We start from the raw sequence: 24,965 nt of genomic DNA, 5'->3' as shown, positions 1-24,965 counted from the left end.
GGCTCTAGCGCAGCACCAGGATCCAAATGGCGATGTGGTGCAGCAGCGCCGCCAGGATCGTGGCGGCGTGGAAAACCTCGTGGAATCCGAACCACCGCGGGGAGGGGTCCGGCCACTGCTTGGCGTAGATCACTGCGCCGAGGGAGTAGATGATCCCGCCCAGCAGCATCAGCAGGCTCACGGCCAGACCCAGCTGCTGGTAGTAGCCCACGGCGCCGATGGCGGCCAGCCATCCGAGGGTGAGGTACGTGGTGGCATCCAGCCACCGCGGGTGACCAATCCACACCAAATTCAGTACCACTGCCGCGGTGGCGGCCAGCCAGCACACGGCCAAGATCCACAGCCCGCCGGTGTTAAACCAACCCCAGCCGGTGAACCATCGCGCGCCGAAAGCGCCGACCGTCACCGGCCCGTAGGTTCCGGCGATGAAGACCGCGATCATGGCGTGGTCAGCACGCCGCCAGCTATTCACCGCGCCCTCGGAGCGCCACGGCACGCGGTGGTACAGCGCGCTGACGGTGAGCATCCCGGCCAGGCACAGTGCGTACAGCGCCGTGGCCATGGTCATCCAAGACAGGTGAAACTTGGAGGCCGCAACGATGGTCAGTGCCGTGCCCATGCCGCCGAAATACCATGCGGCGGCGGTGTGCAACCGCCCCCGCATATATGGGCGTGGCCCGCGGTCGAATACGGGTCGAGGGGGCTTCTTCGTCAGCACTTGAGTTTTATGCACGAAAGAAAGTCTACGCGCATACGCGTTTAGAACAGCCCCGAAATAACCCCCTGCGCGTCAACATCGATGCGCTCGGCCGCGGGCTTCTTCGGCAGACCCGGCAGGGTCATCACGTCGCCAGTGAGTGCCACGACGAAACCGGCGCCGATGCGCGGCACCAACTCGCGGACGTGCAGGGTGTGGCCGCTCGGTGCGCCCAGCGCGGTGGGGTCATCGCTGAAGGAGTACTGCGTCTTCGATACGCACACCGGCAGCTTGTCCCAGCCGTTGTCCTTCAGAAACGCCAGGTCCTTTACGGCCTGCGGGCCGAACTGCACGTCCGCCGCGCCGTAGATCTCCGTGGCAAGTGTGCGCAGGGTGGCTTCCACGCCATCGACCGGCTGATAGATCTGGTGGCTGGAGCTGGGGGCGTCCTCACCAGAAACACCATCGACGACCTCCAGCACGGCAGTGGCCAGATCGGCCGCGCCAGCACCGCCCTCGGCCCACACGTTGCACTCCACCACGCGCACACCGAACTGCTCGCCCCAATCGGCGACCTGAGCGCGCTCCGTGGCGGTATCAGAGCTAAACAGGTTCAGCGCCACCACGGGTTCCACGCCGAACTTGCGGATGTTGCTGACGTGGCGCTCCAGGTTGGCCAGACCGGCCTTCAGCACGGAATCGCCGTTGTGCTTCAGCGAGCGGATAGTGGCAACCACGACCGTTGCGGCGACGTCGAGGCCACCGGCACGGGACTTGATGTTGAAGAACTTCTCCGCACCCAGGTCGCTGCCGAATCCGGCCTCGGTCAGTACAACCTCCGACAGGTCCAGCGCCGTGGTGGTTGCGATCAGCGAGTTGCAGCCGTGCGCGATGTTGGCGAAAGGCCCGCCGTGCACCAGTGCGGGAGTGCCACCCAGGGTCTGCACCAGGTTCGGGTTGATCGCGTCGCGCAGCAGGGCGGTGATAGCGTCCGCACACTTCAGATCTCCCGCGGTGACGGGCTGGCGGTTGTAAGTCTGGCCCACCACGATGCGCCCGATGCGCTTCTTCAGGTCCTCCAGGTCGGTGGCCAGGCACAGGATCGCCATGATCTCGCTGGCCGCCGTGATGTCGAACCCGCCCTCGCGCGGAGTGCCCTGGCCCGGCCCGCCGAGGCCGGTGACCACGTGGCGCAGCGAGCGGTCGTTGACGTCCAGGCAGCGCCGCCACGTCACGCGCCGCGGGTCGATGCCCAGGGCATTGCCGTGCTGTACATGGTTGTCGACAATGGCCGCCAGGGTATTGGTTGCGGCGGTAATAGCGTGCATGTCGCCGGTGAAGTGCAGGTTGATGTCCTCCATCGGCACGATCTGCGCATAACCGCCGCCGGCCGCACCTCCCTTGATGCCCATGACTGGCCCCTGGGAGGGTTCGCGGATCGCCACCATCGTCTGGCGCCCGGCCGCCCGCACCGCATCCGCAAGGCCGATCAGCACGGTGGACTTGCCTTCACCCGCGGGGGTCGGGCTCATTGCGGTCACGAGCACGAGCTTGCCCTTCTTATTGACGCCCTCACGCTCCGCCCGCAGAGCGGGAACGTCGATCTTGGCCTTTGTCCGGCCGTAGGGGATCAGGGCGGCCTCCGGGATGCCGGCGCGTTCCGCGATCGTGGTGATGGGCTCCAGGGTGTGGGCCTGAGCAATTTCGACGTCGCTGGGTTGGGGATTGCTGGTTGCAGAAGAGTTAGTCATATTCCCAGAATAAACGCCTACCCCTAATCGCCCCCGTAATAGCGGGTGTAAGGCTGGGGGCAACTAGACTTCAGGGGGTAAGAGGGTAACCCCCCGAATATTCGCAAAACGATTACTTCCAGTGAGGTAGTGAGGTATAGATGACCGACAACGCACACACCAAGAGCGCTCTGCACAGCGATTGGAACGAGCGGCTGGCCGTGGCGCAGGAGATGCTGCCGCTGATCAGCCGCCTGCACCGCGATAAGAACGTGGTGACTTCCATCTTCGGCCGGTTGCTTGTCAACGTCACCGATATTGACATCATCAAGTCCCACCGCTACGCCCGCCGTGTGGTGGAAAAGGAATTGCCGCTGGAGCAGACCCTGCCGGTTCTGCGCGAGCTGGTGGAGATGAACCTGGGCACTGCCTCCATCGACATTGGATCCCTGGCCAGCCGCTACAACAAGGACTCTGAGGGGCTGACCCTGCGCGAATACCTGGAGCGCGAGCTGGCGGAGGTCATCGGCGGCCCGGAGCAGGTCGAGCCCCGCGACATCGTCCTCTATGGCTTCGGCCGCATCGGCCGCCTGCTGGCCCGCATCCTGGTTGCCCGCGAGGCCACCTATGGCGGTGCGCGCCTGCGTGCCGTCGTCGTCCGCTCCAAGGGTGAGGGCGACCTGATCAAGCGTGCTTCTCTGCTGCGCCGCGATTCCGTTCACGGAGCCTTCGACGGCACTATCACCACGGATGAGGAAAACAACACGATCTGGGCCAACGGCACCCCGATCCGCATTATCTACGCCAACAACCCGGCGGAGATCGACTACACCGAGTACGGCATCAACGACGCAATCGTGGTGGACAACACTGGCGTGTGGCGCGACCGTGATGGCCTGTCTCAGCACCTGGAGGCCAAGGGTGTCTCCAAGGTTCTGCTGACTGCCCCGGGCAAGGGCGACATCAAGAACATCGTCTACGGCATCAACCACGGCGACATCACTGAGGATGATCGCATTCTGTCTGCGGCGTCCTGTACTACCAACGGCATCACCCCGGTGCTGAAGGTCATCAACGACCGCTACGGCGTGGAACACGGCCACGTGGAGACCGTGCACTCCTTCACCAACGACCAGAACCTGATCGACAACTTCCACAAGGGTGACCGCCGTGGCCGCGCCGCGGGCCTGAACATGGTGCTCACCGCCACGGGCGCGGCAAAGGCCGTGGCCAAGGCCCTGCCGGAGTTCGCTGGCAAGCTGACGGGCAATGCCATCCGCGTGCCCACCCCGGACGTCTCCATGGCGGTGCTGAACCTGACCCTGAACCAGGAAGTCGAGGCCGACGAGGTGAACAACTTCCTGCGCCGCGTGTCTCTGCACTCCACGCTGCGCCAGCAGATCGACTTCATTAAGTCCCCGGAGGTCGTCTCCACCGACTTCGTCGGCACCACCCACGCGGGCATCGTCGACGGCCTGGCAACCATTGCGAACGGCAACCACCTGGTGCTGTACGTCTGGTACGACAACGAGTTCGGCTACTCGAACCAGGTGATCCGCATTGTCGAGGAGATCGCCGGCGTGCGCCCGCGCGTGCTGCCGCAGCGTGCCGCAGCGCTGGACCTGTAGAAGACACCAGCACTAGCACCAGTGCTGGTGCTGGGTTAAAGCAGCATCAGCAGTAGCATCTGGCAGCCGATGATCTTGCCGATCATCGCTGCCGGATAGACGGTGGCGTAGCCGCGCATGGGCAGCTCCGTATCCGCCTGATCGTTGAGGTAACTAATCACCGCGGGGTTGGTGGATAAGCCCGCGGCCATGCCCATCGCCTCGTCCCACTTCAGGCGGAGGAGCCACATCCCGCCCAGGCCACAGACGATGGCCGAGGTCACGGTGATGATGAAGCCCAGAGCGATGTAGTTCAGTGAAGTGATGTCCGTCAGTGCGTCGCGGAAGCCCGTGCCCGCGATGGTGCCCACGCCCGCCAAGAAGATGGCCAGACCCAGACTGCTGAGGGCCTTGTTGGCGTGGTAGGGGATTTGCCAGCCTATGGGGCCGGTGCGGGCGAGCGCTCCGAAGATGAGGCCCATGACGATGGGGCCACCACCGAAGCCCAGGTTGAGCGTGGTGCCACCGGGCAGGGGGATGGGGATCGCACCGATGAGCAGACCGATGGCCAGGCCTAGGGTAAAGGGCAGCAGGTTCACGTCCGCCAGGGAGCGTTCGGAATCGCCCAGGAATTGGGAGACCTCGTCGATGCGGTGCTTCGGGGTGACTACTCGCACGCGGTCGGAATAGTGCAGCACGTCGTCTGGGCCGGGAACTAGGTCTTCGTCGCCGCGGCGGATGCGGGCGATGATGAAGCCGTGGCTGATCGGGTCGATGTCCTTGATGCTGCGCCCGGCGATGCTGGGGTTAGAGACGGTGATGCGGCGGTAGCCGATGTAGGAGCTATCCACGTCGATGTCGATCTGCTCGCCCAGCGCGGCCGTGGCCTTGTCCAGGGAGTCCGGTGTGCCGGTGATCACCACGATCATGCCAGGGTAGACTTCCGCGTCCGGGTAGGCCAGCTTATGATCCTTTTCCTGGACGTCTTCGGTGGCGTGGTGTGGGCGGACCAGGCGGGTGACGATGATTTTTGAATCCGCGATGGTGCGCAGGTCTCGTACGCAGCCTTCGATGCCCTCGCGCAGGCGCACGCCGCGGTGCTCCAGTGGCGCGTGCAGCACGCCCTCGTCGATCGCGTCCTGGCGATGGTTCACCTTCAAGAGCTTGGTTCCAATGGCGGCCACGGCGATGGCGCCGAGCACGCCGCCGGGATAGGCCAGGGAGTAGCCGACGACGGGATCGGCGGCCAGCTCTGGGTGGGTGCCTTCCAGCATGTCCACGACGGCCGCCATACCTGGCGTGGAAGTCAGTGCGGCCGCGAAGGAGCCGGTGGCCGTGGCGGCCTCCACGCCGAAGATCGGCACCAGCAGCCACGTCATGCCCATCAGGCCGACGAGCAGCACCACGACGAAGAGGATCATGCGCCAGCCGCGCTCGCGGAAGTCGGCGAAGAAGGCGTGTCCAGCCGTCAGGCCGATGGCGTAGACGAAGATGGCCAGGCCGAATTGGAAGATGATCGGGGGCAGCTGGATGTTGGGATCCGCCGTGGAAAAGGCAATGGCGACGAAGAGAATCGCCGCGGTGCCGAGCGACATGCCGCCGAGGCGTATCTTGCCGATGGCGAAACCGAGGGCGAGGATAATGACTAGGGCGATCAGCGGATTTTCAGCAAGGAATGCCAGCATGATCTTGATCCTATAAAGAAATCCCCGCCCACACGAGGTGAGCGGGGACCCAAGAGAAACCTCAGATTAGGACTTTCTGAGTGGCCGGACCTTACTTGCCGGAGATCAGGCCAGCCAGGCCAGCGAGTGCGCCGCCGATCAGGCTAACGAGACCCTGGAAGAAGTTTGCAATCAGTTCAATCATGGGAGTGATCCTTTCAGTGTGTAGTGGCGGGCGCTAGGGATTTTGTGAGTTTGTTAGCGCCTTCACACTAACAATCGTTTGTCATCTCTAAGCGTTACGCCCTAGATACAATTTTCTCGGAAAAATTGTGAAAGGCGTTCTTTTCGCAGGTGAGAGTCAGAGAAAAATTTTCCCTACGCTGGGGTACATGGCACGAAACACTCTCTCGGATCTTTTCTCCCGTACCAAGAATCTCGACGGCGCGGGCTACGGCGCCTACAAGAAGCTGAAGGGCGCCTATAGCGAACCGGGGCTAACGGTTTCCATCGACCGCGTGCAGGCCGATCCTTACGCCAGCCCCTCCAAGGTGCGGCTCATCCTGCCCATGCAGGCCGCGGGCATCCCGCAGTATCTCGTTGACGATGCCACCGGCAGGGTAGCGGTATCCGACTTCCTGGCCCGGCGGATCCAGGCCGATCCCAACCGCCCGCGCAACGTCCACATCGGCGACATCGGGCAGCAGGTCCTTGAACGTACTCACGTGCTGGTCACCCCTGATCGCGTGGAGGCCCGACTACTCGTCGGCCTCCCCGCCAAAGGCCGCCGGATTCTGGGCCGCCAGGCCGCACACCTGCTGGCCGATGACCTGCCGCACATCGCCGACGACTGCCTGCGGCACGATCGCTTCGAGCCTGCAGACGTTCAAGCTCTCGAGGATCACGTGGCACTTCTGCGCGACCAGGAAGCCCTTCGCGCCCAGCTGACACCCCGCAAACTCGTCGCCTTCGTCGGCAACGGCGCGATCCTCCCGCGCGCTGCGGGGGATAGCGACCGCCCACTTGCCGCCAACCAGGCCACGGCCTTCGAATCCCCGGAGTCGCTTTCCCAAACCTTCGAGCTCCCCAGCGGCCGCACGGTCACGGGGATGGGCATACCGGAGGGCCTCACCGTCATCGTCGGCGGCGGCTACCACGGCAAGTCAACGCTGCTGCGCGCCCTGGAGCGCGGCGTCTACCCGCACGTCGCCGGCGATGGCCGCGAGTGGGTGATCTCCCGCGCCGACGTCGCCAGCGTTCGCGCCGAGGATGGCCGCCCCATTACCGGCGACGACATTTCGCCGTTCATCACCAACCTGCCCACTGGCGCCGACACACGCCACTTCACCACCACGAACGCCTCGGGCTCCACCTCCCAGGCCGCCAATGTCGTCGAAGCGCATGCTGCCGGCGCCTCCACGCTGCTCATCGATGAGGACACCTCTGCCACCAACTTCATGATCCGCGACCGCCTCATGCAGCGCCTCGTACCGAACAACAAGGAGCCCATCACCCCGTTTGTGCAGCGCGTTCGTTCTTTATATGACGCCACCTCGGTCTCGACTGTCCTGATCGCTGGTGGCTCGGGTGCCTATCTGCGGCTGGCCGATACGGTCATTGCGATGGATGCCTACCGTCCCAGCGAGGTGACCGCACGCGCTCACGACATTGCACGAGAGGGGGAGGCTCCGGAAAAGACGGAAGAAGCGGAAGACACAGGGGAGTTCCGCCACGCCACTGCTCGACGCATCCTCGCGTGCGGAACCCTATCTTCCCGCAAGCCGCCGAAACCGCGCGGACTGTCCACTATCAGCGTGGATCGTTCGGACATTGACCTGAGCGCCGTCGGGCAGCTTGTTGCGCCATCTCAGACGGCAGCGATCGCGGCGGCTCTGGCGTGGCTGTCTAAGAACGCCGATGGCCAGACCCCGCTGGTGGACCTGGTTGCTCGTCTGGAGCAGCAGATTACCGAGAAGGGCCTGGCCGTGCTGGCGCCGGGGCGTGATCATCCCGGACACCTGAGTCGCCCGCGCGGGGCGGAAATCCTGGCTGCGGCAAACCGCTACCGGGAGCTCAAGCTCGCCTAGAGGACTTGGAGCTTGTTCTCCTTGAGAACCTCCATGCCGCGGGTCGGATAGTCGGTGATCAGACCGTCGACCTTCGCGTCGATCACGGCCTGCATGTCGGGCTTCTCATTGACCGTCCACGGCAGAACCTGCAGGCCGGCCTCGTGGGCGGAGGCCACGTTCTCCGGTGTGGCCAGCTTGTATTCCGGGGAGAGGATCTCCGCGCCCAGCTGGGTCGCGGCCTTGTTTACGTCGCCGCCAACCTGGTCGTAGTCCACATCACCGGTCCACTTGGAGCCGGAGGCCCACGTCTTGGCGCTGTAGAGAAGTGCCAGAGAGATATCCGGCTGCGCCTCGCGTACTAGCGGCAGCGAGCGCCAGTCGAAGGACTGGATGGTGGTGCGGGAGGTGGCCTTGTTAGCGCGCACGACCGGCAGGATCGCGTCGACGAATTCCTGTGGCTCGGCGGACTTCTCGGGTTCTTCTGCCTCGATCTTGGTTTCGATGTTGAAACGCATCTGCGGGTCCGCAGCGGCGATGTCGAACACATCTTGCAGTTGCAGCAGCTTGTTTTCTTCCTCGGCCTTCGCATCCGGGAAGTCCTTCAGCACCTTGTTGCAGTTCAGGGTCTGCAGCTGCTTCCAGTTCAGCTCATGGATGAGCTTGCCTACGTAGGGGAACTCTGGGTCGTTTTCGGTGGCGGGCTTGGTGTCGGTGCACTTCTCGGCCTGGATTACCGGGTCGTGCCAAACAACTGGGGTGCCGTCCTCGGCCATCACGATGTCCAGTTCCAGGGTGGATACGCCCATCTTCACGGACTCTTCGAATGCCTTGCGGGATTGCTCGGTGTGCTCGCCGCGGCCACCACGGTGGGACTGCAAGTCGAAGCCCTCTGGCTCTTTTGGCTGGGGCTGGGAGGAGCCTGCGATGGAGGAGCCGAAGTTAAAGGACGATCCGGCGATGGAGCCCTGCGCAGCAGCGGCGGCGCCGGCGGAGCCGAGGGAAACGATGGCGGCCACTGCTGCGGCAGCGGTCTTGCGCCAGGTGAGGGATGTCTTCATGTATTCCTAACTGCGAGTCGTGAGTGCTGCGGTGGAGTCGTGAAGTAGCGCACACAAACTTAACAGTGCTTTGGTTACTCGGCAGCGCGAGCTAAATCCACCCATTCGTCTTCGCCACGTGCGCCGCCTCGTAGCGATTCCCCGCGCCCGTCTTTGTCATGATGCTCGAGATGTGGTTACGCACAGTCCCAGGAGATAGATGCAACGCCTTGGCGATGGAAGGGGAGCTCTTGCCCTCGAAAAGCTGCTGGCACACCTCGGTTTCCCTCTCGCTAAGGGGATTATCGGGCGTCAATAGGCTTTCCTGAGCGAGCGTCGGGTCGATAACGCGCAGCCCGGCATGGACCCGCCGGATCGCATCGGCGAGCTCCTCGGGAGGCGTGTCCTTAACGATGAACCCGTCTACGCCCACTTCCATCGCACGTTTGACGTACCCGGCCTTGCCGAATGTCGTCACGATCAGGCAGCGGCACCGATTATTGGCTAGCTCCTTCGCGGCATCGATGCCGTTCAACCCCGGCATCTCGATGTCCAGCAGAGCCACGTCGATGGGCTGCTGCTGCGCGAGAGCCACGGCCTCGGTCCCGGTCGCGCATTCGGCAACGACTTCGATGTCCGGCTCCGCGTTGAGCAGCGCGATCAGTGCCCCGCGCACCAGCGATTGATCCTCGGCGAGTAGTACTCGAATGGTCATCGGGTGGCCTCCTTCGCCACTGCGCCGTCGTCGATCAGTTCGCCGTCGCCTTCCATGGCGATCAACACGGTACTCAGGCCCCGTTCGCGGCGGACGATCAGCTGACCGCCGGCGTCCTCGACCCTCTCGCGCAGGCCTGCCAGACCACCGCTGCCCTGGGTGGCCTCGCCGTTAAATCCGCAGCCGTCATCGGTGACCTGCAGCTTGTCGGCGGTGACGCTCACCCAGCACGCGCTCGCCCCGGAGTGTCGCACCACGTTCGTCGTCAGCTCACGTAGGCCCCAGGAAAAGACTGTGTCGTGCGCGCCCGGTGCCTTCAGGAGGTCGGGTAGATGCGCAGTGACGCCCTTAGTTTCCAAAGCCCGGCGCACCGCCTGCAGCTCACCGGCGAAGGTGGGTGTGCGCATTCGGGTAACCGTCGAGCGCACCTCCGCCAAGGCTAGGCGGGAGAGGTCGCTGATCTCCTTGAGCTCCTGTTTGGCCTGCTCGGGGTTGTTGTCCATTGCCCGCCTGGCGACCTCGGACTTCAGGTTGATCACCGTCAGCGAGTGGCCCAGCAGATCGTGCACATCCGTGGCAATGTCTTCCCGCTGCTGCGCCAGGTCCAGCTCGTGCCGCAGCTTGTGGCGGGATTCTTCATGCTGTGCATGGGCTCCCAGAAGTACCAATACAAGGGGGATTCCCAGCAAGATGAAGATCGTCCAGCTGAGGTCGTTCGGCGCCCAGATCCAGACCATGACTACCCCAACCGCCCCCGTGGCTAACACGATGGGGAGCGACTGCCTGAATGCGAGCGTAAACCCAAGTGTTGTTGCCAGGTAAGGGGCGAAGGCGACCGCACCGACTTGATACGCAGGCACACTGGCTAGTGCAATAGCTAATAAGGCACACCACCGAAGCAGCGCCCAATGTAGAGGGTTCCACCCGCGCGGATAGTAGGAAAGCGAGCCGAAAGTCCAGAAGTAGATCGTGCAAAAGGCCAGAACGCAGACGGCTATCCAGGCTTTGCTAGCGGTACTGAATCCCTCATTAGTGAAGGCCTGGAGCAGAGTCGGCCCTAGAAATACCAGCCATATCGAGGCTGCCAGTGCATCGTTCAGCCGGAACCCGTCGAAAGGGCGCATTAGCTGCGCTCCTTGTCGCGCTTGCCCATGAGCAAGCAGACTCCCACGAAGATCGCCGTCCATACCGCGATGCTAACCCAGGCGTACCACATCGGGTCGTTGATGAATCCGTGGTCGAGCAGTTGAGCGCCTTCGGCCAGCGGCCAGCGAACTAGCATCATCGCGCCGTACATGGGAGTGAAACGGCCCACCTGCAGAAGCGATCCGCTGAGTGGCATAAAAACGTTTCCGGCGAAGGCCAGGATCACGATGGATGCAGTGGCGATGGCCACTGTGTTCTCCTTCGGAATAGTCAGCGTCCACGCCAAGCCGTAGAAGCCAAAGGGGATAGAACACAGCACACAGGCAATGAAGCTCAACGCCCACTGGTCGGCCTGCATGTGGGCCCGGGTTAGCCCGCCGACTATAAACACGGCCACGATCGGCAGCACCGCACGCACGGCGATGCTCAGGCCATTGGCGAAGGCTAGCTGCCACGGGCGCAGGGGAGTAAGGGCCAGCTGCCTGCCCCAACCACTGCGGTTATCTGTCACGGAAGTACCCGCTGCGCCGACCGCACCTACTACGCCGGCGTAGAAGGCCATGCCCAGCATGACGAACGCGGAGACATTACCGCCATTCATTTCCTGATCGCCGTACTCCTGCATTGCACCGAAGATCAGATAGAAGAAGATTGGCAGACCGACGCTGAAGAACAAGGTGGTCATGTCCCGGCGCAGGCGTAGCAGCTCGTGACCGGCGAATTTTAGGGTGGTGCTCATTGTTCTAGGCCTCCTGGTTGTCGTTCGTCAGCGCGAGGAAAGTGTCCTCTAGGCTGTGGCTAGTGATGTCGAGATCGCGGGCGTCAGTTTCCGTCAACAGGTACCGGGCAAGCGCGTCAGAGTCGTTGGTCGTCATCCGCAGGCGACGGCCGTTTACTTCGCTCTTTATGACGCCCCTAAGGCCCGACAGCTCAGGGAATCCACCCGGGAACTCGGCGCTAACCACGCGGTTGGAGCTAAGGTTTCGCAGCTCGTCGGTGGTGCCATCGGCGATGATCTCGCCCTTATTCATCAGCACGATGCGCTGTGCGAAGTTGTCCGCTTCCTCTAGGTAGTGGGTGGCAAAGATGATCGTGCGGCCCAGCTGCGCCTGGTGCTTCATGGAGTCCCAGAAGCGGTGGCGTGCGCCGGCGTCCATACCAGCGGTGGGCTCATCGAGGATGAGGATGTCCGGGTTGCCGAGGATGGCCAGGGCGAAGCGAAGGCGCTGCTGCTCGCCGCCGGAGCACTTGCCTACGCGGCGCTTGTAGATGGGCTCCAGGTTGGCCTGCTCGATAACCTCGTCGAGGGGCAGGTGCTCCGGGAACGCGGCGGCAATCATCTCCACCGTGTCTTTCACGGTCAGCTCGTGGAGCAGGCCACCGGTCTGCATCAGTGCGCTGATGTTTTGGTTGTATACGGCCTGCTTGGGGGATTGGCCCATAACTTTCACTGTGCCGGCGGTCGGGGAAGTGAGCCCTAGGATCAGGTCCACGAGGGTGGTCTTGCCCGCGCCGTTGGTGCCGAGCAGTGCGATGATCTCGCCCGGGCGAACACTTAAGCTCACGTCCTTCAGCGCGTGCACCGGTTTGTTGGATCGTGGGTTGAAGGTCTTGCTGATTCCGCTTACTTCTATGGCGTGTGCGAGTTGTATTGTGCTCATGGTTTTCACGTTATTTCAGCGAAGTAGGGACCGCGCATACCGTTCATCACGAATTGAGCCATGACGTTTGTCATGGGCTGTCATAAGCTCTGCAAAATTTTTTTCCTTGCTTGGTCGTGGTAACCAAAAAGCAACGATTTGCGTTTTAAAGTAAACGAGATGAGTTTTATAGCGTCCACCAGTTCGCGCGGCGCCTCCAAGAGGCTGCCGGGCGCTTTTGGTGCGTTCGTGGCTTTCGCTCTTCTCGCTGCGTATGCGGTGTACCGGCTTACTTTGCCAGAGGTTCGTGCTTACTGGTTCACGAACCTCTTTAAGTGGCCGACGGATTTCAAGGTCTATTACAACGCGGCGGTGGCACTGAACAGTGGCCAGGAGCTGTATTCTCAGCCTTTCGTCGGGGGCCTTCCATTTACGTATCCGCCCTTTTCTGGCGTGATTTTTAGGTTGCTGCCGCTTGCACCGTTTGAGGTTGCGGCGAGTATCTGGCTAGGCCTCACTGCCTTGGTGCTGTTTGCTGTGATTATCGGGGTTTTCCGCGAGCGCGGTTATGCCTGGTCCCCGGGGCTGGTCCTCGTTTCCCTGGCGGCGCTAGTCGCTTCCATCCACCTGGCCCCGATTTTCGGCACCTTCTTCTGGGGCCAGATCAACATCTTCCTCATGGGTCTAATTGCCCTGGATTTCCTGCGCAGGCGCACCGGCAACAAGGGCGGCGGCATCTTCAGCGGCCTGGCCGCCGGCATTAAGCTCACCCCGGTCTTCTTCTACCTGCCGCTGTTGCTGGGCAGGCGCTGGCGCGCGATGGTTTACATGACCCTCACGATCCTCGCGACCATCGTCATCGGCTTCCTTTTCGTCCCGGACGCCAAGTCTTTCTGGCAGACCAAAATCTTCGAAACGCAGCGCATCGGCGGCGAGGACAATCCCGGCGCGCAGTCCCTCGGCGCAGTCTTGCACCGCCTCGGTTACGACAACACGGTGCTGTGGCTCGTCTGCGTTGTCGCCATCGTGGCGCTGTACAGCATCGTGGTCCTGGGCTGCTACCGTCGCGGTAACTACTCGATGATTATGGCCCTTGGCGGAGTTGTTGCCTGCATCATCTCGCCGTTTAGCTGGTATCACCACTGGGTGTTCTTGGTGCCGCTCTTTGTCGTTTTTCTGGACGCCGGGTTCCAGCTGATACAGGCGGTCTCAGACAAGGTGAAGGGAGTGCTGGGCTGGATTGTCGAGCAGCTGCTGAGCTTCGCAGTAGTGGCAGTTTTGACGGTGGTATTCCTGCCTTTTGTCAGCAACGCCACTTCTCGCAGGTTCGGCTTCTTCGGCCAGGGCGTGGCTCACGATAACCCGCTGTGGCAGGGCGCCTTCACCTTCCTGGGCGTGGCCTTCGTCGTGGTGGCTGCGGCGTACTATGCGGTCCGGTATTTCACGGACCGCCGTGCTACTGGGACCGAGCACGACGCTGCTGATTCTCTGTAAAGGTGCGTTCGGCGAGGGATTCGCCGGCACCGTCCTGCAGGTGGACAACAACGTTGATCCCAAGTTCTTCGAGTTCCTCGACATCCTCGCGGTACATGGCCACTGAACTGATGGTGCATTCCTCCGGATTGATGTTGGAGGCAAAAATCTCCTTTACTGCGTCTACGTTGGCGTGCTGGGCGGGCATGGCAAGCATGATCATGTCGATTTGATGACTGTCCTTTACTCGCTCCCAGAAGTCGATATCTGTGGCGTCGCCCTCCACAACGTTGTAACCGCGCTCCTGCAGGTGGCGCACTCGGGCGGGGTCGTGCTCCACGCCCAAGACCTTCGTGCCGTAGACCTCGGTGAGTTCGTTGTAGCAAGACACCCCCAGGCGGCCCACGCCGAGAACCAGGGCGTGGGCATCGCCGAGTTTGATGGGGCGATCCTCTGGGTGGATCTTGTGCGGCGGGCGCGTCGGGAGGCGCTTTGCCAGGCGTGTTGCCCGCGAGACACTCTGCGGGTTCAGAATTGCGGAAATGACGAAGCTGAGGGATACCGCGAGGACGAGAGAAAGCAGCCAGCGCTGGTTGAGCCAACCATCATTCACGCCGAGCGCAGCGATAATGAGCGCGAACTCAGAGTAGTTCGCCAATAGTAGGGAAGCGAGAACGGAAGTGCGATTGCGCAGTCCGAGTCCCCACAAGATCGCCCAGTAGGCGATGCCTTGGACGGGCAGCAGAATGAGCAACAGGGCAGCGTCGGCGAGGTTCTGCAGGTTTGGTAGACCCAGGAAGCCGATGTTGACGAAGAAGCCAACCAGTAGCAGCTCCTTGAGGGTGAACAGGGAATGGCTGAGTTGTTCTGCGCCGGGGGAGCGGGAGAGAACAATGCCCATGATGAGGGCTCCGAGGCTGCCGGAGAGCCCCACCCACTCGAAGAGCGCGTAACCCGGCAGCAGGGCCATAACGATGCCGAACAGGGCACCGAGTTCACCGTGGCCGAGCTTGTACCAGCGGCGGGTGGTCAATGCCAGCAGCGGGACGATGGCGACTAGCAACAGAGAAGCCAGGCGTGGCGGTTCGCCCCGAAGGATGCTCATGAACGCGACGGCCAGAATGTCCTGCATGATCAGTACGCCGATGCAGATATTGCCGTAGAGGGCTTGCTCGTCGCCGCGGTCCTGCAGAATCTTGATGACGACGATGGTGCTGGAGAAGCTCAAGACCAGCGCGATGTTTACAGCCACGGAGAAATCGGTGGGGCCGAAGGCGCCAAGCGCGCCGAGGGCGGTGATGAAGCCCGCGCCAATCAGCGTCATCACAAGAACATGGGCACTAGCGGTGAGCCAGACTGCCTTATCCATCAACGCTCGAAGATCCAGACGCAGGCCGATGGCGAAGAGCATGAGGGTCACACCGATATCGGCGAAAAGGTCCAGGGAATCAACGTGTTCCACACCGGCTGCGTGGAGAGCGAAGCCGGCGGCGAGGAAGCCAATGAGGGGTGGGAGCCGCACGGCCCAAGCGAGGAGGCCGCATACGAAGACCACACCGAGGTAAATCAGCAAGAGTTCCATGGATTGTAGTCTGCCTCACAGGGGCTGGTAACTCGCCAATGGAGGCGATTTCTACCCCCAGTGGGGCAGATAGTATTGAAGGCACACGACCTGCGGCGGTTTTCAGGACAGGAGGTGCGCTGTGAAGCCGATTAGCTATACCGAGTATGAATCACTGCGGGAAACTGCTTACCTTCTGCGCTCTCCCGAGAACGCTCGCCGCCTCCTCGGTTCCATCGAGAACCTGGAGCGGGGGCGCGGCGCCTACCACGACCTCATTGAGGACTAATGATTCTCGTTTGGGATGAGTCTGCCTGGGAGGACTACTTGTGGTGGCAGACGGCGGATCGCCGCACCCCAAAGAGAATTAATCGGTTGATTAAGGACATCGCCCGTAACGGAAACCAGGGCATCGGCAAACCTGAAGCCCTGGAGACTGTAAGGTTGGGCCGCTTCGCAGCAGATTCCTGACAAGATTGGATAACGTGGGTGCATGAAAATAGTTGACGAATAGGAGTATGGAGTGGCAGGCGAAAACAGAGAGCTCGATGCCAAGGAGATCAGCGTTGGGCGGCTGCTGCACGACGGAGACTACGAGTTCGTTATCCCCGAATACCAGCGACCATATGCCTGGGGCACCGAGGAGTCTCTACATCTGCTGGCTGACCTGGTTGGGGCGCTGGAACGTGACACTGATGAGCCGTACTTCCTGGGCTCTATTGTTTTGGTTAAAGCCCCGAATGCTGTCCGCGCTGAGGTCATCGACGGCCAGCAACGCCTGACCACTCTTACTCTTTTGCTCGCGATTCTGCGCGACTTGGCTACTGATGCGGGGTTGCGTGAAGCGATTCACAAGCTCATCGAGAAGCCCGCAGTGGAGTGGGACGATATTCCCGCGCGCCCACGCCTGGCACTGCGCCCGCGAGACAATCAGTTTTTCTTGGAGCACGTACAGAAAGAAGGCAGCACCCTCGGGCTGATTGAGTTAAGCGATAACATCCCGGAAACCGATGCGCAGCGAGGTCTGCGAGATAACGCCAAGGCTCTGCACGAGGAATTGCAACAGCTGCCCGCTGAAACTCGTAAGGATCTCTTTCGCCTTATTGCACAGCGCGCCTTCCTCGTGACGGTTTCGACGCCCGATCTCAACAGCGCATATCGAATTTTCTCGGTCATGAATGCCCGTGGCTTGCCGTTGTCCCCGCAGGATATTTTTAAGTCGCAGGTCATCGGTGCCATCCCAGAGGACCAGAAGCAGCACTTTGCGGACAGGTGGGAGCATTTTGAGGAAGAGCTGAGCCGCGATGAATTCGGTGACCTCTTTCTTTACATCCGCGCCATTAAGGCCCGCACTCGTAGTGTTAAGAGCTTGCTCCATGAGTTCCGTGAACAGGTTCTGGAAGAATACATGCCGAACAACGGCAGCGGATTCATTCGAGAGGTTCTGGAGCCCTATGCAAAGGCCGATATCCGGCTGCTCTCCCAGGATTTCCAAGGCCCCGGCCCATACTGGGATCAGGTCAATAGTTGGCTGAAGCGCTTGGCGCAGCTCGATAACGATGACTGGCGCCCTCCGGCACTGTGGGCGCTTACCGAGCACGGCGAAGACCCGGAATTTCTGGTCGCATTCTTCGCAAAGCTGGAACGACTGGCCGCCAGCATGCTCGTTCGCCGTGTCTATGCCACTCCTCGTCAGCAGCGCTACATGGAACTGCTCAAGCAGCTTGACGAAGGTTACGGAATTGACGCTCCAGGCTTCCACCTTTCCGATTCTGAACGAGCAGACACGTTGGAGCGTCTGGACGGTGAGATCTACTTGTCGACTCGCGTGCGTAAGTACGTCTTGCTGCGTTTGGACTCTGTTCTGGCAGCTGACCCCGGTGCCTCCTACGATCACAGGATCATCACCGTTGAGCACGTATTACCTCAGAACCCTTCGCCGGGTAGCCAGTGGAACCAGGACTTCAACGAGGAAGAGGCAGCACAGTGGACCCATCGTCTTGGAAACCTGTTGCTTTTGAACCGTCGGACAAACTCCCGCGCCCGCAACTATGACTTCGACGTCAAGAAGGAAAAGTACTTCAATTCGGGCAAGGGGGTAGCGGTCTTCGCCTTGACCACCCAGGTGCTCGGCGAGCAGGTTTGGACCCCGGAAGTCGTGGAGCGGCGCCAGCGCGACCTTGTGGATGTCCTGGCAAAGGAATGGCAGCTCTAGGGCTCCAACGCCTGTTTCAGGTCACCCGTAAGCTCGGCTGGTTTAGAACGGGTAGTCCGTGGCGTCGGGCGTCAAGAAAAGAACGCCAACGACCGTGCCCTCTCGACTGACGGCGATCCGAGACATCAGTTCGCCGGCTTCGTGGTTGAGCGTCGAGACGACGACCGATGTGCCTGTGCTTTTTGTGGAGAGTGCTTCTGACGCCGGGGCCGCGTTGCGGGCGCCCTTGATGGGGACGATCGTCTGGTCGGTGATCTCCTGGAGCTCGCCGAAGTCGGTCAGGATTGAAGTCCACACGTCCACGATGACGGACCAGGGGAGGTCCTCGCGGACGTGCGGATCGAGCATTTCAACGGTTTCTGCTTCTTCGCCCTTGGAAATGTGGCGAATGAGCGCGTCGGAAATCTCAGGGAGCTTGTCGGTTGATACTGGGGACATGGTTTCTCCTGTAAAGGGGTTTCGCACCGCACCGAATCGTTTGAAGGCTGCCTGGCGGGAAACATTAAGCGCTTGCCCAATGTCCGCCCATGAATGTCCCGCGTTCCTTGCTTGCGTGACGGCATCCTCCAATTCGTGTTCGGCGAGGCTGACTGCTTGCAGTGTGTGTCGGATATTTGTCAATGGATCCATGCCCGCAAGTCAACCATAGGTTGACGGTGGTGTCAACTAGTGGTTGACGATGGGGTGGGAGGCTGCTCTTAAACCTTGAAGTAGTGAAGTGGGGTAGGTGCAGCACGTTAGAGAGTGGGGGCGGTGGCTAAGGGTGGTCTATAAGGCAAGACAGCAAGGCTTGAAAGATTGAAGTTGTTCGATATTTCGTTCGAGGGTGTCAGCCCGGTGTCTATCGGGGTGATGCACTAGAAGGCGAGACAGCGCGTGCGTGTCTCGAGAACGATTTTGGACAGTGCGTTTACCGTAGGGGCACTGAGACTTTCGGCCCAAGGAGGCATGCCCGGATGAGTACAGCGGAACTCAATCAGTCCGCCGTTTGGAACACAGCGGGGTTGCGTCCCTTAGTGTGGTGTAACGCTGGCTGATGGTGGGGCCCGGAAAGTAGTGGGCGGCCACCGCCAGTTAGCCTTTCGACTCAAGTACCACATCTCACCGAAAGGCACGGAAAGTGTGGGTGATGCTGCGCCGGCTCTATCCGAACGAGCCGATCGCCAGGTGCACGGTCGAACGCCGTATACGCGCCCTGGGGCTGGCCGGGGTGTCCAATGCCCGGTCGACGACCACGACACGGCAGCCCAAGACCGCTTCGTATCCGGGGGACCTCGTCAAGCGGGATTTCACCGCAGACACTCCTGATACTCGCTGGGTTGCCGATATCACCTATGTGCCGACATGGAGTGGTTTCGTCTATGCCGCTTTCGTCATGGATCTGTTTTCCCGAATGATTGTTGGGTGGCGAGTCGATACGACTTTGCGGACCGATTTGGCGCTGGATGCTCTGGAGCACGCGTTATGGGAAAGGAAGCGAAAGAACAGGAACATCGACCAGTTAATTCATCATTCTGACAAGGGAAGCCAGTATGTTTCCATTGCTTATACAGAGCGTCTGCGTGAAGCTGGAATAGAAGCCTTGGTCGGTTCGACTGGAGATTCTTATGATAATGCCGCAGCAGAAGCGCTGAATAAACTATATAAGAAAGAGGTGGTGTGGCGCGAGGGGCCGTGGGCCGGTCGTGATGCTCTGGAATTCGCGACTTTGGAATGGGTGCATTGGTATAACCACATCCGCCCGCATTCGCGCTGCGGAGACCTCGCTCCAGCGCAGTTCGAGGAACACTACTACACTGAAACCAGTCGGCCAGTGGTGGCTGGCGTACCGCTATGAACTCTCCACCAAACTCGGAGCGATCCAGACCGAACACCATCCGTACCGCACGGGCACGAGACGACGCTGGATACTTCTGGGGCATATCCCAATCGTCTCAATAGAAGACCGGAACGAAACCCAGTGCGGTTCAGGTCCCTTCCAACGTGGACCCGTTGTACCAGGCGATCTGCGTGGGACTGATACGAATGGATTGGTTCCATCCAGCTAATCCCACCTGGGTGGCGTTCGTTGCGAGCTTGTCCGCCGTAATCGACCTCGCCCCGATACGCGAGGCACTAAGCACACCAGTGGTGATCTTGCCAGCGTCCAGCGCACCGATCTTCGCCGAGGTGATTGCCGCATCCGCGATCATTCCGGTCTGGATGAACCCGATCGCGATTGTCCCCGTGCTCTTTCGGCGGGAATTGCTGATGATCCTGTTTGTCTGGTTCTAGATAGTGTCTACCCACGCTCACTACGCTAGTCGCTTCACTCTATATGTTTCGAGTTGCCGGAATAGGTGTGGACACGTGGGTATAGAGGCGGCCTTTAGGCGGAGATGCTCCATCCTGCAGCCTGTGACCTGCGTTCCCAGAACCTGCGGTAGTCGCCGCCTGCGGCGTAGAGCTCCTCATGGGTGCCAATCTCGGAAATAGTGCCCTCATCGGAGAGCACCACAATCTGGTCGGCGCCGCGGACGGTGTCGAGTTTGTGTGCAACCACGATGAACGTCGAGTGCTGGCGCAGTGCCTCCATGGAGGCGAGAATATTGGCTTCGTTTTCGGCGTCGAGGGCCGAGGTCGCCTCGTCGAAAAGCACGATGGGGGCGTCTTTGAGGAGAGCTCGCGCGATAGAGACGCGCTGGCGCTCGCCACCGGAGAGCAGCCCGCCGGACTCGCCGACGTCGGCATCCCAGCCGAGCCGATCCGCAATTTCTGTCACGCCGGCGAGGTCCGCGACGCGCAGCACCTCCTCGCGCGTCGCCGTGGGCTTGCCGACGACAACGTTGTTGTACAGCGTGTCGTCGAAGAGATAGACGTCTTGGAACACCATGGACAGGCGGGACATGAGTTCTTCGGTGCCCATCTCGCGGATATCGACACCATCGACCCGAATTGTGCCGGAATCGACGTCGAAGAACCGTGAAATGAGCCGCGAAATGGTCGTCTTACCGGAGCCGGAAGGGCCCACAATCGCCGTGACCGTGTGTGGGGCGACGCTGAAGGAAACGTCGGAAAGCACTGGGGTATGGTCGCCGGAGTCGGTGTGGTAGCCGAAGGATACGTGATCCAACTCGACGGATCCGGAATTGTCGCCAGTTTGTGGGTTAGCAGGCTCCGGCAGCGATGCCGCGGTGGTGATTGTCGAGATTTCGTCGAGCGTCAGGCGGCCGCCATCCAGGCCGACGAAAGCTTCGCCCAAATTGTCGAGTATTTTCGAAAAACGTAAGGCGATGCCAACAATCGCCAAAGCCACCAGCGGATGCAGACTCTGATCCGCGGCAAGCCATGCTGTCAGCACGATGATGGCGACGACGAAGATCTGGGTGCTCAGGCCAGTGAGGACCAGCGCACCTGTCGCTACCCACAGTTCCCTGCGCCGTGCCCGGAAGTCGGCGTCGAGGGCGTCGGCAAGCGGTTCAAATTCCTTGTTGCGGCCAGCCGCGCGGAGCGTGGACTGGTTGCGGGCGTATTCGAGGATACGAGAGGACAGTTCTTTGCTCGCCGGCAGTGCCCGGTTGGCAGCCGATTTTTTGAGCGCATTAGCACCGGTCATCACGGCGATGACGATGGGTCCGAGGACGATGAAGATGAGCCCTAACCAGGGGTTCCAGAAGAATGCACCGATGGTGAGAGTCACTAGAACAGCTAATTCGCGAACGAGGATGCCCAATTGATGGGCGAATAGCTCGGTCGCCTGCATGAACTTGTCGGATACCAGGCTGGAGAGCCCTCCGGTACGCGAAGGGCGGAACCAGCCAAGGGGGAGCGTGGCCAGCTTATCGCCCACAATCTGGTGAGCGCTGCGCAGGAAGTCCAGAGCAACCGAGTAGCCCAGCAGGGTTGTCACGTAGCGGAGCCCAAAGCCAACAAGGGTAAGGACAAGCAGTATGATTAGCGGAACCGTGGGTACCTTGGCCTCGGAGAGCTGCTGCGTAATCGGCAATAGGGTCAGGATTGCCAGCCCGTCGGTGACGCCGACCGCAGCCATGAGGCTTAAGTGTTTTTTGGAGTTGGCCGCTCCGGTCTCGGTTTGTATCGCGTTCAAGTTTTTTAGCATGGTGGACACCGATGACATTAGTTCGTGTTTCCTTCCTGCTGGGACTGCCCGGCCTGCTGAAGCTTCTGGGCGTGCCCCGGCGCGAGCTCAATAATCTGGTCGGCACCCGCGATGGCCTCGGGTTTGTGGGCGATGACCAGCACGGTTTTGCCTTTCACTAGTTCATTGAGCGCTGCCTGAATCTCGGCTTCCGCGTCTGGGTCAACGGCTGTGGTGGCCTCGTCGAGGATGAGGATGGGGGCGTTGGTGAGAATTGCCCGGGCAATGGCGATGCGCTGGGCTTGGCCGCCCGAGACGTTGATGCCCTCGCCCATGACGGTGTCCAGCCCGTTTGGCAGTTGTTCGATAAATTCCGCGATATGTGCCTGACGCGCCGCCTGCCACACGGCATCGTCGTCGGCATCTGACTTGGCCAGGCGGATATTGTCGCGAATGCTCATGCGGAGCAGCTGCGTGTCCTGGATAACAAATGAAACAGTGCGGTAGAGGTGGGGGAAGCTAAACTCGCGAATATCAACACCGTCGAAGGTGATTCGTCCTTCCTCCGGGTCTTGGAAGCGCGCTAGCATCATCGCCAGGGTGGATTTTCCGCTTCCTGACGGCCCGACCAGGGCCGTGACCGTCCCGGGCCGCAGCGTGGCGGAGAAATTCTGAATCAGTGGGGCATCGTTGTAGGAGAATGTGACGTTGTCGAATGCGACGTCGACGGCGTCGCCGCTACCCCAGTCGTGCTTGTCGAGGTTACCTTCGGCAATGGGCGGCACATCGAGGACTCCTTTGAGGTGCAGCGCCACATTGCCCGCTAGCTGGTAGGACCACGTCATCATGCCGACCTGTTGGATTGTCGCAGGCAAGATCAGTGCGACCAGTGTGGTGGCCAGGATTTCGGCGGCCGAGGCGTCGGTGAAGAGGACACCACCGCCGATATTGACCAGGAGAATCAGCGGGATCCCGACGACGGATTCGCTCAGCGCACCGATTCTCAGCAACGGGCCTACCCATGCGTAGTAGAAGTCGGCGAAGTTTTCCGCGGCGGTAATGTAGCGACTATGGGCCTTGCCCGTGGTGCCAAACGCTTTGACGACGCTGATCCCCTCAGCGAATTCGACCACGCTGGAGGAGACTTCACCGAGGTAGGTGTCCATCTCGGCGGTCTTTGCTCCCATGTCTTTCATGGAGAGCATCTGGAGGGCAAAGTAGATGGGTATGGTCGCGATACTCAGCAGGCCGAGCCTCCAGTCAACAATGAAGCTAAAAATCAGCAGTCCCAGCGGGACGCCGATCGCCATAATCATGTCCACCGGCGCATGTGCCACCAGCGTGTGCAGCGTCCGGGTGTCGTCTTCTACTGCCTTACGGATTCGCCCGGAGCTGTTGCGCCCGAACCAGGATAGAGGCACCCGGGAGATAGTGTCGACGATCCTCAGTCTGGTCACGTGCACCAAGCGCAGATCCGCCAGGTGCGTGACTAGCAACGCCAGGAAGTAGAGGCCCGCCTGCCACAAAAATGCTGTGACAAGCCAAAAAATGATGTTCTTGACTCGTTCAGAGTCCACCGTGGCGGATTCCTGGTAGGCCGTGAGCAAGACGTCGCCAAGCCTGACCAGGGCGATGTACGGTGCTACGGCAAGCACGCAGGAGCCTAGCGCGAGGAGCTGCGCTAGGCGAATGCGCCATTGCACTGGCTGTAATAGCTCCTGCAAGGCCTTTTGCCCTGCCTTTCGCTTCTCGACGCCAGTGTTGCCGGATGTCGACGGTTCCGGATGCGTAGTAGATTCTTCTGAATTCATAGCAGTCCTCAGTGAAATTCAAGTGCGGTGCCCTAGTTGGAACAACCGCGATTGTTCAAACGATGCGGCGCGTCCGGAGCCAGCCCGCGGCGAGTGGCGCCGGTCGTGGAGGCCGCTCCTGTGGGGGGGGCAGGGCTAGGTGTAACGCCAGGTTGCGATGAAGTCACGATATCTCCTTGCTGGAATGAAGACTTCGCATGAATAGCGTATATGGTTAGGCTACCCTAAAATCATAGAAGCCTGCAAGCCTGTGGCCTGGCCCCCTTTTGTAGGTCCAGTCATTGTGAGAGTTGTCGTGGTGCTCGAGGCTTCGGGCAGGGAGACTGGTCAGATCATGACAAACAGCAGGAAGCGTCACACGCCGGAGCAGGTGGTTCGTAAGCTCGGGCAGGCTGGCAGGCTGCTCGCTGATGGCGCCGATGTCGCGGCGGTATGTCGCGAGCTCGGCGTGTGCGAGCAGACGTACTACCGGTGGCGGAACCAGTACGGTGGGTTGAAAGCCGACGACGCGAAACGACTCGAGGAACTCGAGAAGCAGAACGCCACGCTGAAGCGGCTGCTGGCCGAGGCGGAGTTGGAGAAGGCCGCGCTGAAGGAGTTGGCGGAGGGAAACTTTTAGGCCCGGGCAGACGCCGCGCCGCTGCCGCTCACCTGATCCGGACACTGCGGGTGAGTGAGCGGATGGCGTGTCGTCTGGCCGGGCTGTCGCGCTCGGCCTACCGGCGCCCCCTGTACCGGGAAACGGCCGCGGATCCGGACCGGGCATTACGCGACTGGCTCTGGGCGTACGCGAAGAAGTACCCAAGATGGAGATACCGCAGGGCGTATCACGACGCCCTGCGCAGAGGGCTGGATGGTCAACCACAAGAAGATCCAGCGGCTGTGGCGCGAGGAGGGCCTCCGTGTGCGGCAACGTCGCCGCCGCAAATGTGTGGGTGTCTCCACCGCCGGCGCGCCCTCCGACTCGGCGCCGAACCTGGTGTGGACGGTCGACTTCCAATTCGACAGCGACGAACGCGGCCGGCCGATCAAGATCTGCTCTATCGTGGACGAGCACACTCGCGAATGCATCGCAGGCCTGGTCGACCGTTCGATCACCGCCACGAAGCTCACCTGCCACCTCGAAGCGCTCGTCGCTGTCCGCGGCGCCCCAGCGACGCTGCGCTGCAACAACGGGCCCGAACTGATCAGTGAGGCCATGGCGCACTGGGCCGGCACCCGCACCGGCTTGAGCTACATCCCGCCCGGGTCACCGTGGCGCAACGGCTACATCGAGTCGTTCAACAGCAGGATCCGAGACGAGTGCCTCAACATCAACACCTTCTACTCGCTGCTCCACGCCCGCGTGGTGATCAGCGACTGGAAAACCGAGTACAACCACGACCGCAGGCACTCATCGCTGGGCTATCTCACACCGGCCGACTACGCTCGGCAGTGCACCCATCAAATGGAAACCGACGACTCGCACAACGTCCGGACCTAACCGAGGGGGCAGGTCAGGTGGAAAGTGACCTTGTTGTCA

Annotated in this window: 20 protein-coding genes and 1 pseudogene; 9 read left to right on the top strand and 12 right to left on the bottom strand. The window is 61.2% G+C overall.

The features are described 5' to 3' along the window. Positions 1-4: 4 nt before the first annotated feature. Positions 5-664, bottom strand: coding sequence for a hemolysin III family protein (locus QKE30_RS07495; protein WP_347934521.1), 660 nt, complete (start codon positions 662-664; stop codon positions 5-7). 95 nt (positions 665-759) lie between these two features. Continuing rightward, the gene (locus tag QKE30_RS07490) at positions 760-2,448 is read right to left on the bottom strand and encodes a formate--tetrahydrofolate ligase (RefSeq protein WP_347934510.1); all 1,689 of its coding nucleotides are present in this window, start codon (positions 2,446-2,448) and stop codon (positions 760-762) included. 140 nt (positions 2,449-2,588) lie between these two features. Between QKE30_RS07490 and QKE30_RS07485 the strand changes: the two genes are divergently transcribed. Next, positions 2,589-4,055 (top strand): glyceraldehyde-3-phosphate dehydrogenase, encoded by a 1,467-nt coding sequence (locus tag QKE30_RS07485; RefSeq protein ID WP_049050048.1) that lies wholly within the window; start codon positions 2,589-2,591, stop codon positions 4,053-4,055. Between the two features lie 35 nt (positions 4,056-4,090). On the opposite strand, the gene QKE30_RS07480 is transcribed toward QKE30_RS07485, so the two are convergent. After that, positions 4,091-5,719 (bottom strand): aspartate:alanine exchanger family transporter, encoded by a 1,629-nt coding sequence (locus tag QKE30_RS07480; RefSeq protein ID WP_239316162.1) that lies wholly within the window; start codon positions 5,717-5,719, stop codon positions 4,091-4,093. Between the two features lie 371 nt (positions 5,720-6,090). On the opposite strand from QKE30_RS07480, the gene QKE30_RS07475 reads away from it, so the two are divergent. Continuing rightward, positions 6,091-7,785, top strand: a complete 1,695-nt coding sequence (locus QKE30_RS07475; protein ID WP_347934509.1) for an ABC-ATPase domain-containing protein — start codon at positions 6,091-6,093, stop codon at positions 7,783-7,785. On the opposite strand, the gene QKE30_RS07470 is transcribed toward QKE30_RS07475, so the two are convergent. The 5 genes from QKE30_RS07470 to QKE30_RS07450 all read right to left on the bottom strand — a co-directional run bounded on the left by QKE30_RS07470 (position 7,782) and on the right by QKE30_RS07450 (position 12,326). After that, positions 7,782-8,825, bottom strand: coding sequence for a glycerophosphodiester phosphodiesterase family protein (locus QKE30_RS07470; RefSeq protein ID WP_347934508.1), 1,044 nt, complete (start codon positions 8,823-8,825; stop codon positions 7,782-7,784). The genes QKE30_RS07475 and QKE30_RS07470 overlap by 4 nt on opposite strands. Positions 8,826-8,916: 91 nt before the next feature. After that, positions 8,917-9,519: a response regulator transcription factor gene (locus QKE30_RS07465; RefSeq protein ID WP_347934507.1), complete on the bottom strand. Its 603-nt coding sequence runs from the start codon at positions 9,517-9,519 to the stop codon at positions 8,917-8,919. Next, positions 9,516-10,256: a sensor histidine kinase gene (locus QKE30_RS07460; protein ID WP_347934506.1), complete on the bottom strand. Its 741-nt coding sequence runs from the start codon at positions 10,254-10,256 to the stop codon at positions 9,516-9,518. Before QKE30_RS07460 ends, QKE30_RS07465 begins: the two co-directional genes overlap by 4 nt. A gap of 386 nt (positions 10,257-10,642) precedes the next feature. Beyond that, a complete protein-coding gene (locus tag QKE30_RS07455; RefSeq protein WP_347934505.1) occupies positions 10,643-11,404 on the bottom strand; it encodes an ABC transporter permease in 762 nt (253 codons plus the stop codon). 4 nt (positions 11,405-11,408) lie between these two features. Beyond that, positions 11,409-12,326, bottom strand: coding sequence for an ABC transporter ATP-binding protein (locus QKE30_RS07450; RefSeq protein ID WP_347934504.1), 918 nt, complete (start codon positions 12,324-12,326; stop codon positions 11,409-11,411). A gap of 159 nt (positions 12,327-12,485) precedes the next feature. Here QKE30_RS07450 and QKE30_RS07445 point away from each other — a divergent pair, with 159 nt between their 5' ends. After that, positions 12,486-13,799, top strand: coding sequence for a glycosyltransferase family 87 protein (locus tag QKE30_RS07445; RefSeq protein ID WP_347934503.1), 1,314 nt, complete (start codon positions 12,486-12,488; stop codon positions 13,797-13,799). Here the strand turns inward: QKE30_RS07445 and QKE30_RS07440 are convergent. Beyond that, positions 13,762-15,360: a cation:proton antiporter family protein gene (locus tag QKE30_RS07440; RefSeq protein ID WP_347934502.1), complete on the bottom strand. Its 1,599-nt coding sequence runs from the start codon at positions 15,358-15,360 to the stop codon at positions 13,762-13,764. The two genes, QKE30_RS07445 and QKE30_RS07440, sit on opposite strands and share 38 nt — an antisense overlap. 121 nt (positions 15,361-15,481) lie before the next feature. On the opposite strand from QKE30_RS07440, the gene QKE30_RS07435 reads away from it, so the two are divergent. Genes QKE30_RS07435 through QKE30_RS07425 form a run of 3 tightly spaced genes read left to right on the top strand, consistent with a single transcriptional unit; the run spans position 15,482 to position 17,554 of the window. After that, complete coding sequence (locus tag QKE30_RS07435) at positions 15,482-15,628, top strand: hypothetical protein (protein ID WP_347934501.1); 147 nt, start codon at positions 15,482-15,484, stop codon at positions 15,626-15,628. Next, entirely contained in the window at positions 15,628-15,810 is a 183-nt protein-coding gene (locus QKE30_RS07430) for a type II toxin-antitoxin system YoeB family toxin (protein ID WP_011273484.1), read from the top strand. The genes QKE30_RS07435 and QKE30_RS07430 overlap by 1 nt, the downstream gene beginning before the upstream one ends. A gap of 52 nt (positions 15,811-15,862) precedes the next feature. Then, positions 15,863-17,554, top strand: a complete 1,692-nt coding sequence (locus tag QKE30_RS07425; protein ID WP_347934500.1) for a DUF262 domain-containing protein — start codon at positions 15,863-15,865, stop codon at positions 17,552-17,554. A 42-nt stretch (positions 17,555-17,596) separates the two neighbouring features. Here the strand turns inward: QKE30_RS07425 and QKE30_RS07420 are convergent, their stop codons facing one another. Further along, positions 17,597-17,992, bottom strand: coding sequence for a hypothetical protein (locus QKE30_RS07420; protein ID WP_049050036.1), 396 nt, complete (start codon positions 17,990-17,992; stop codon positions 17,597-17,599). Positions 17,993-18,674: 682 nt separating this feature from the next. On the opposite strand from QKE30_RS07420, the gene QKE30_RS07415 reads away from it, so the two are divergent. Both QKE30_RS07415 and QKE30_RS07410 read left to right on the top strand, forming a co-directional pair. Beyond that, a complete protein-coding gene (locus QKE30_RS07415) occupies positions 18,675-19,391 on the top strand; it encodes an IS3 family transposase (RefSeq protein ID WP_049050034.1) in 717 nt (238 codons plus the stop codon). A gap of 188 nt (positions 19,392-19,579) precedes the next feature. Further along, positions 19,580-19,828 (top strand): hypothetical protein, encoded by a 249-nt coding sequence (locus tag QKE30_RS07410; protein ID WP_193393350.1) that lies wholly within the window; start codon positions 19,580-19,582, stop codon positions 19,826-19,828. A 94-nt stretch (positions 19,829-19,922) separates the two neighbouring features. Here QKE30_RS07410 and QKE30_RS07405 read toward each other — a convergent pair whose 3' ends face one another. Both QKE30_RS07405 and QKE30_RS07400 read right to left on the bottom strand, forming a co-directional pair. Further along, positions 19,923-21,641, bottom strand: coding sequence for an ABC transporter ATP-binding protein (locus tag QKE30_RS07405; RefSeq protein WP_241476833.1), 1,719 nt, complete (start codon positions 21,639-21,641; stop codon positions 19,923-19,925). Positions 21,642-21,670: 29 nt separating this feature from the next. Continuing rightward, entirely contained in the window at positions 21,671-23,443 is a 1,773-nt protein-coding gene (locus QKE30_RS07400; protein ID WP_347934499.1) for an ABC transporter ATP-binding protein, read from the bottom strand. 334 nt (positions 23,444-23,777) lie between these two features. Between QKE30_RS07400 and QKE30_RS07395 the strand changes: the two are divergent. Next, a pseudogene (locus tag QKE30_RS07395) lies at positions 23,778-24,926 on the top strand (IS3 family transposase). Positions 24,927-24,965 lie beyond the last annotated feature (39 nt).

The sequence above is a fragment of the Corynebacterium sp. c24Ua_83 genome (assembly GCF_039907245.1).
In the GTDB taxonomy this organism is placed as follows: domain Bacteria; phylum Actinomycetota; class Actinomycetes; order Mycobacteriales; family Mycobacteriaceae; genus Corynebacterium.
The sequence above is the reverse complement of the archived record's forward strand: the minus strand, read 5'-3'. Positions and strand labels throughout refer to the sequence as shown.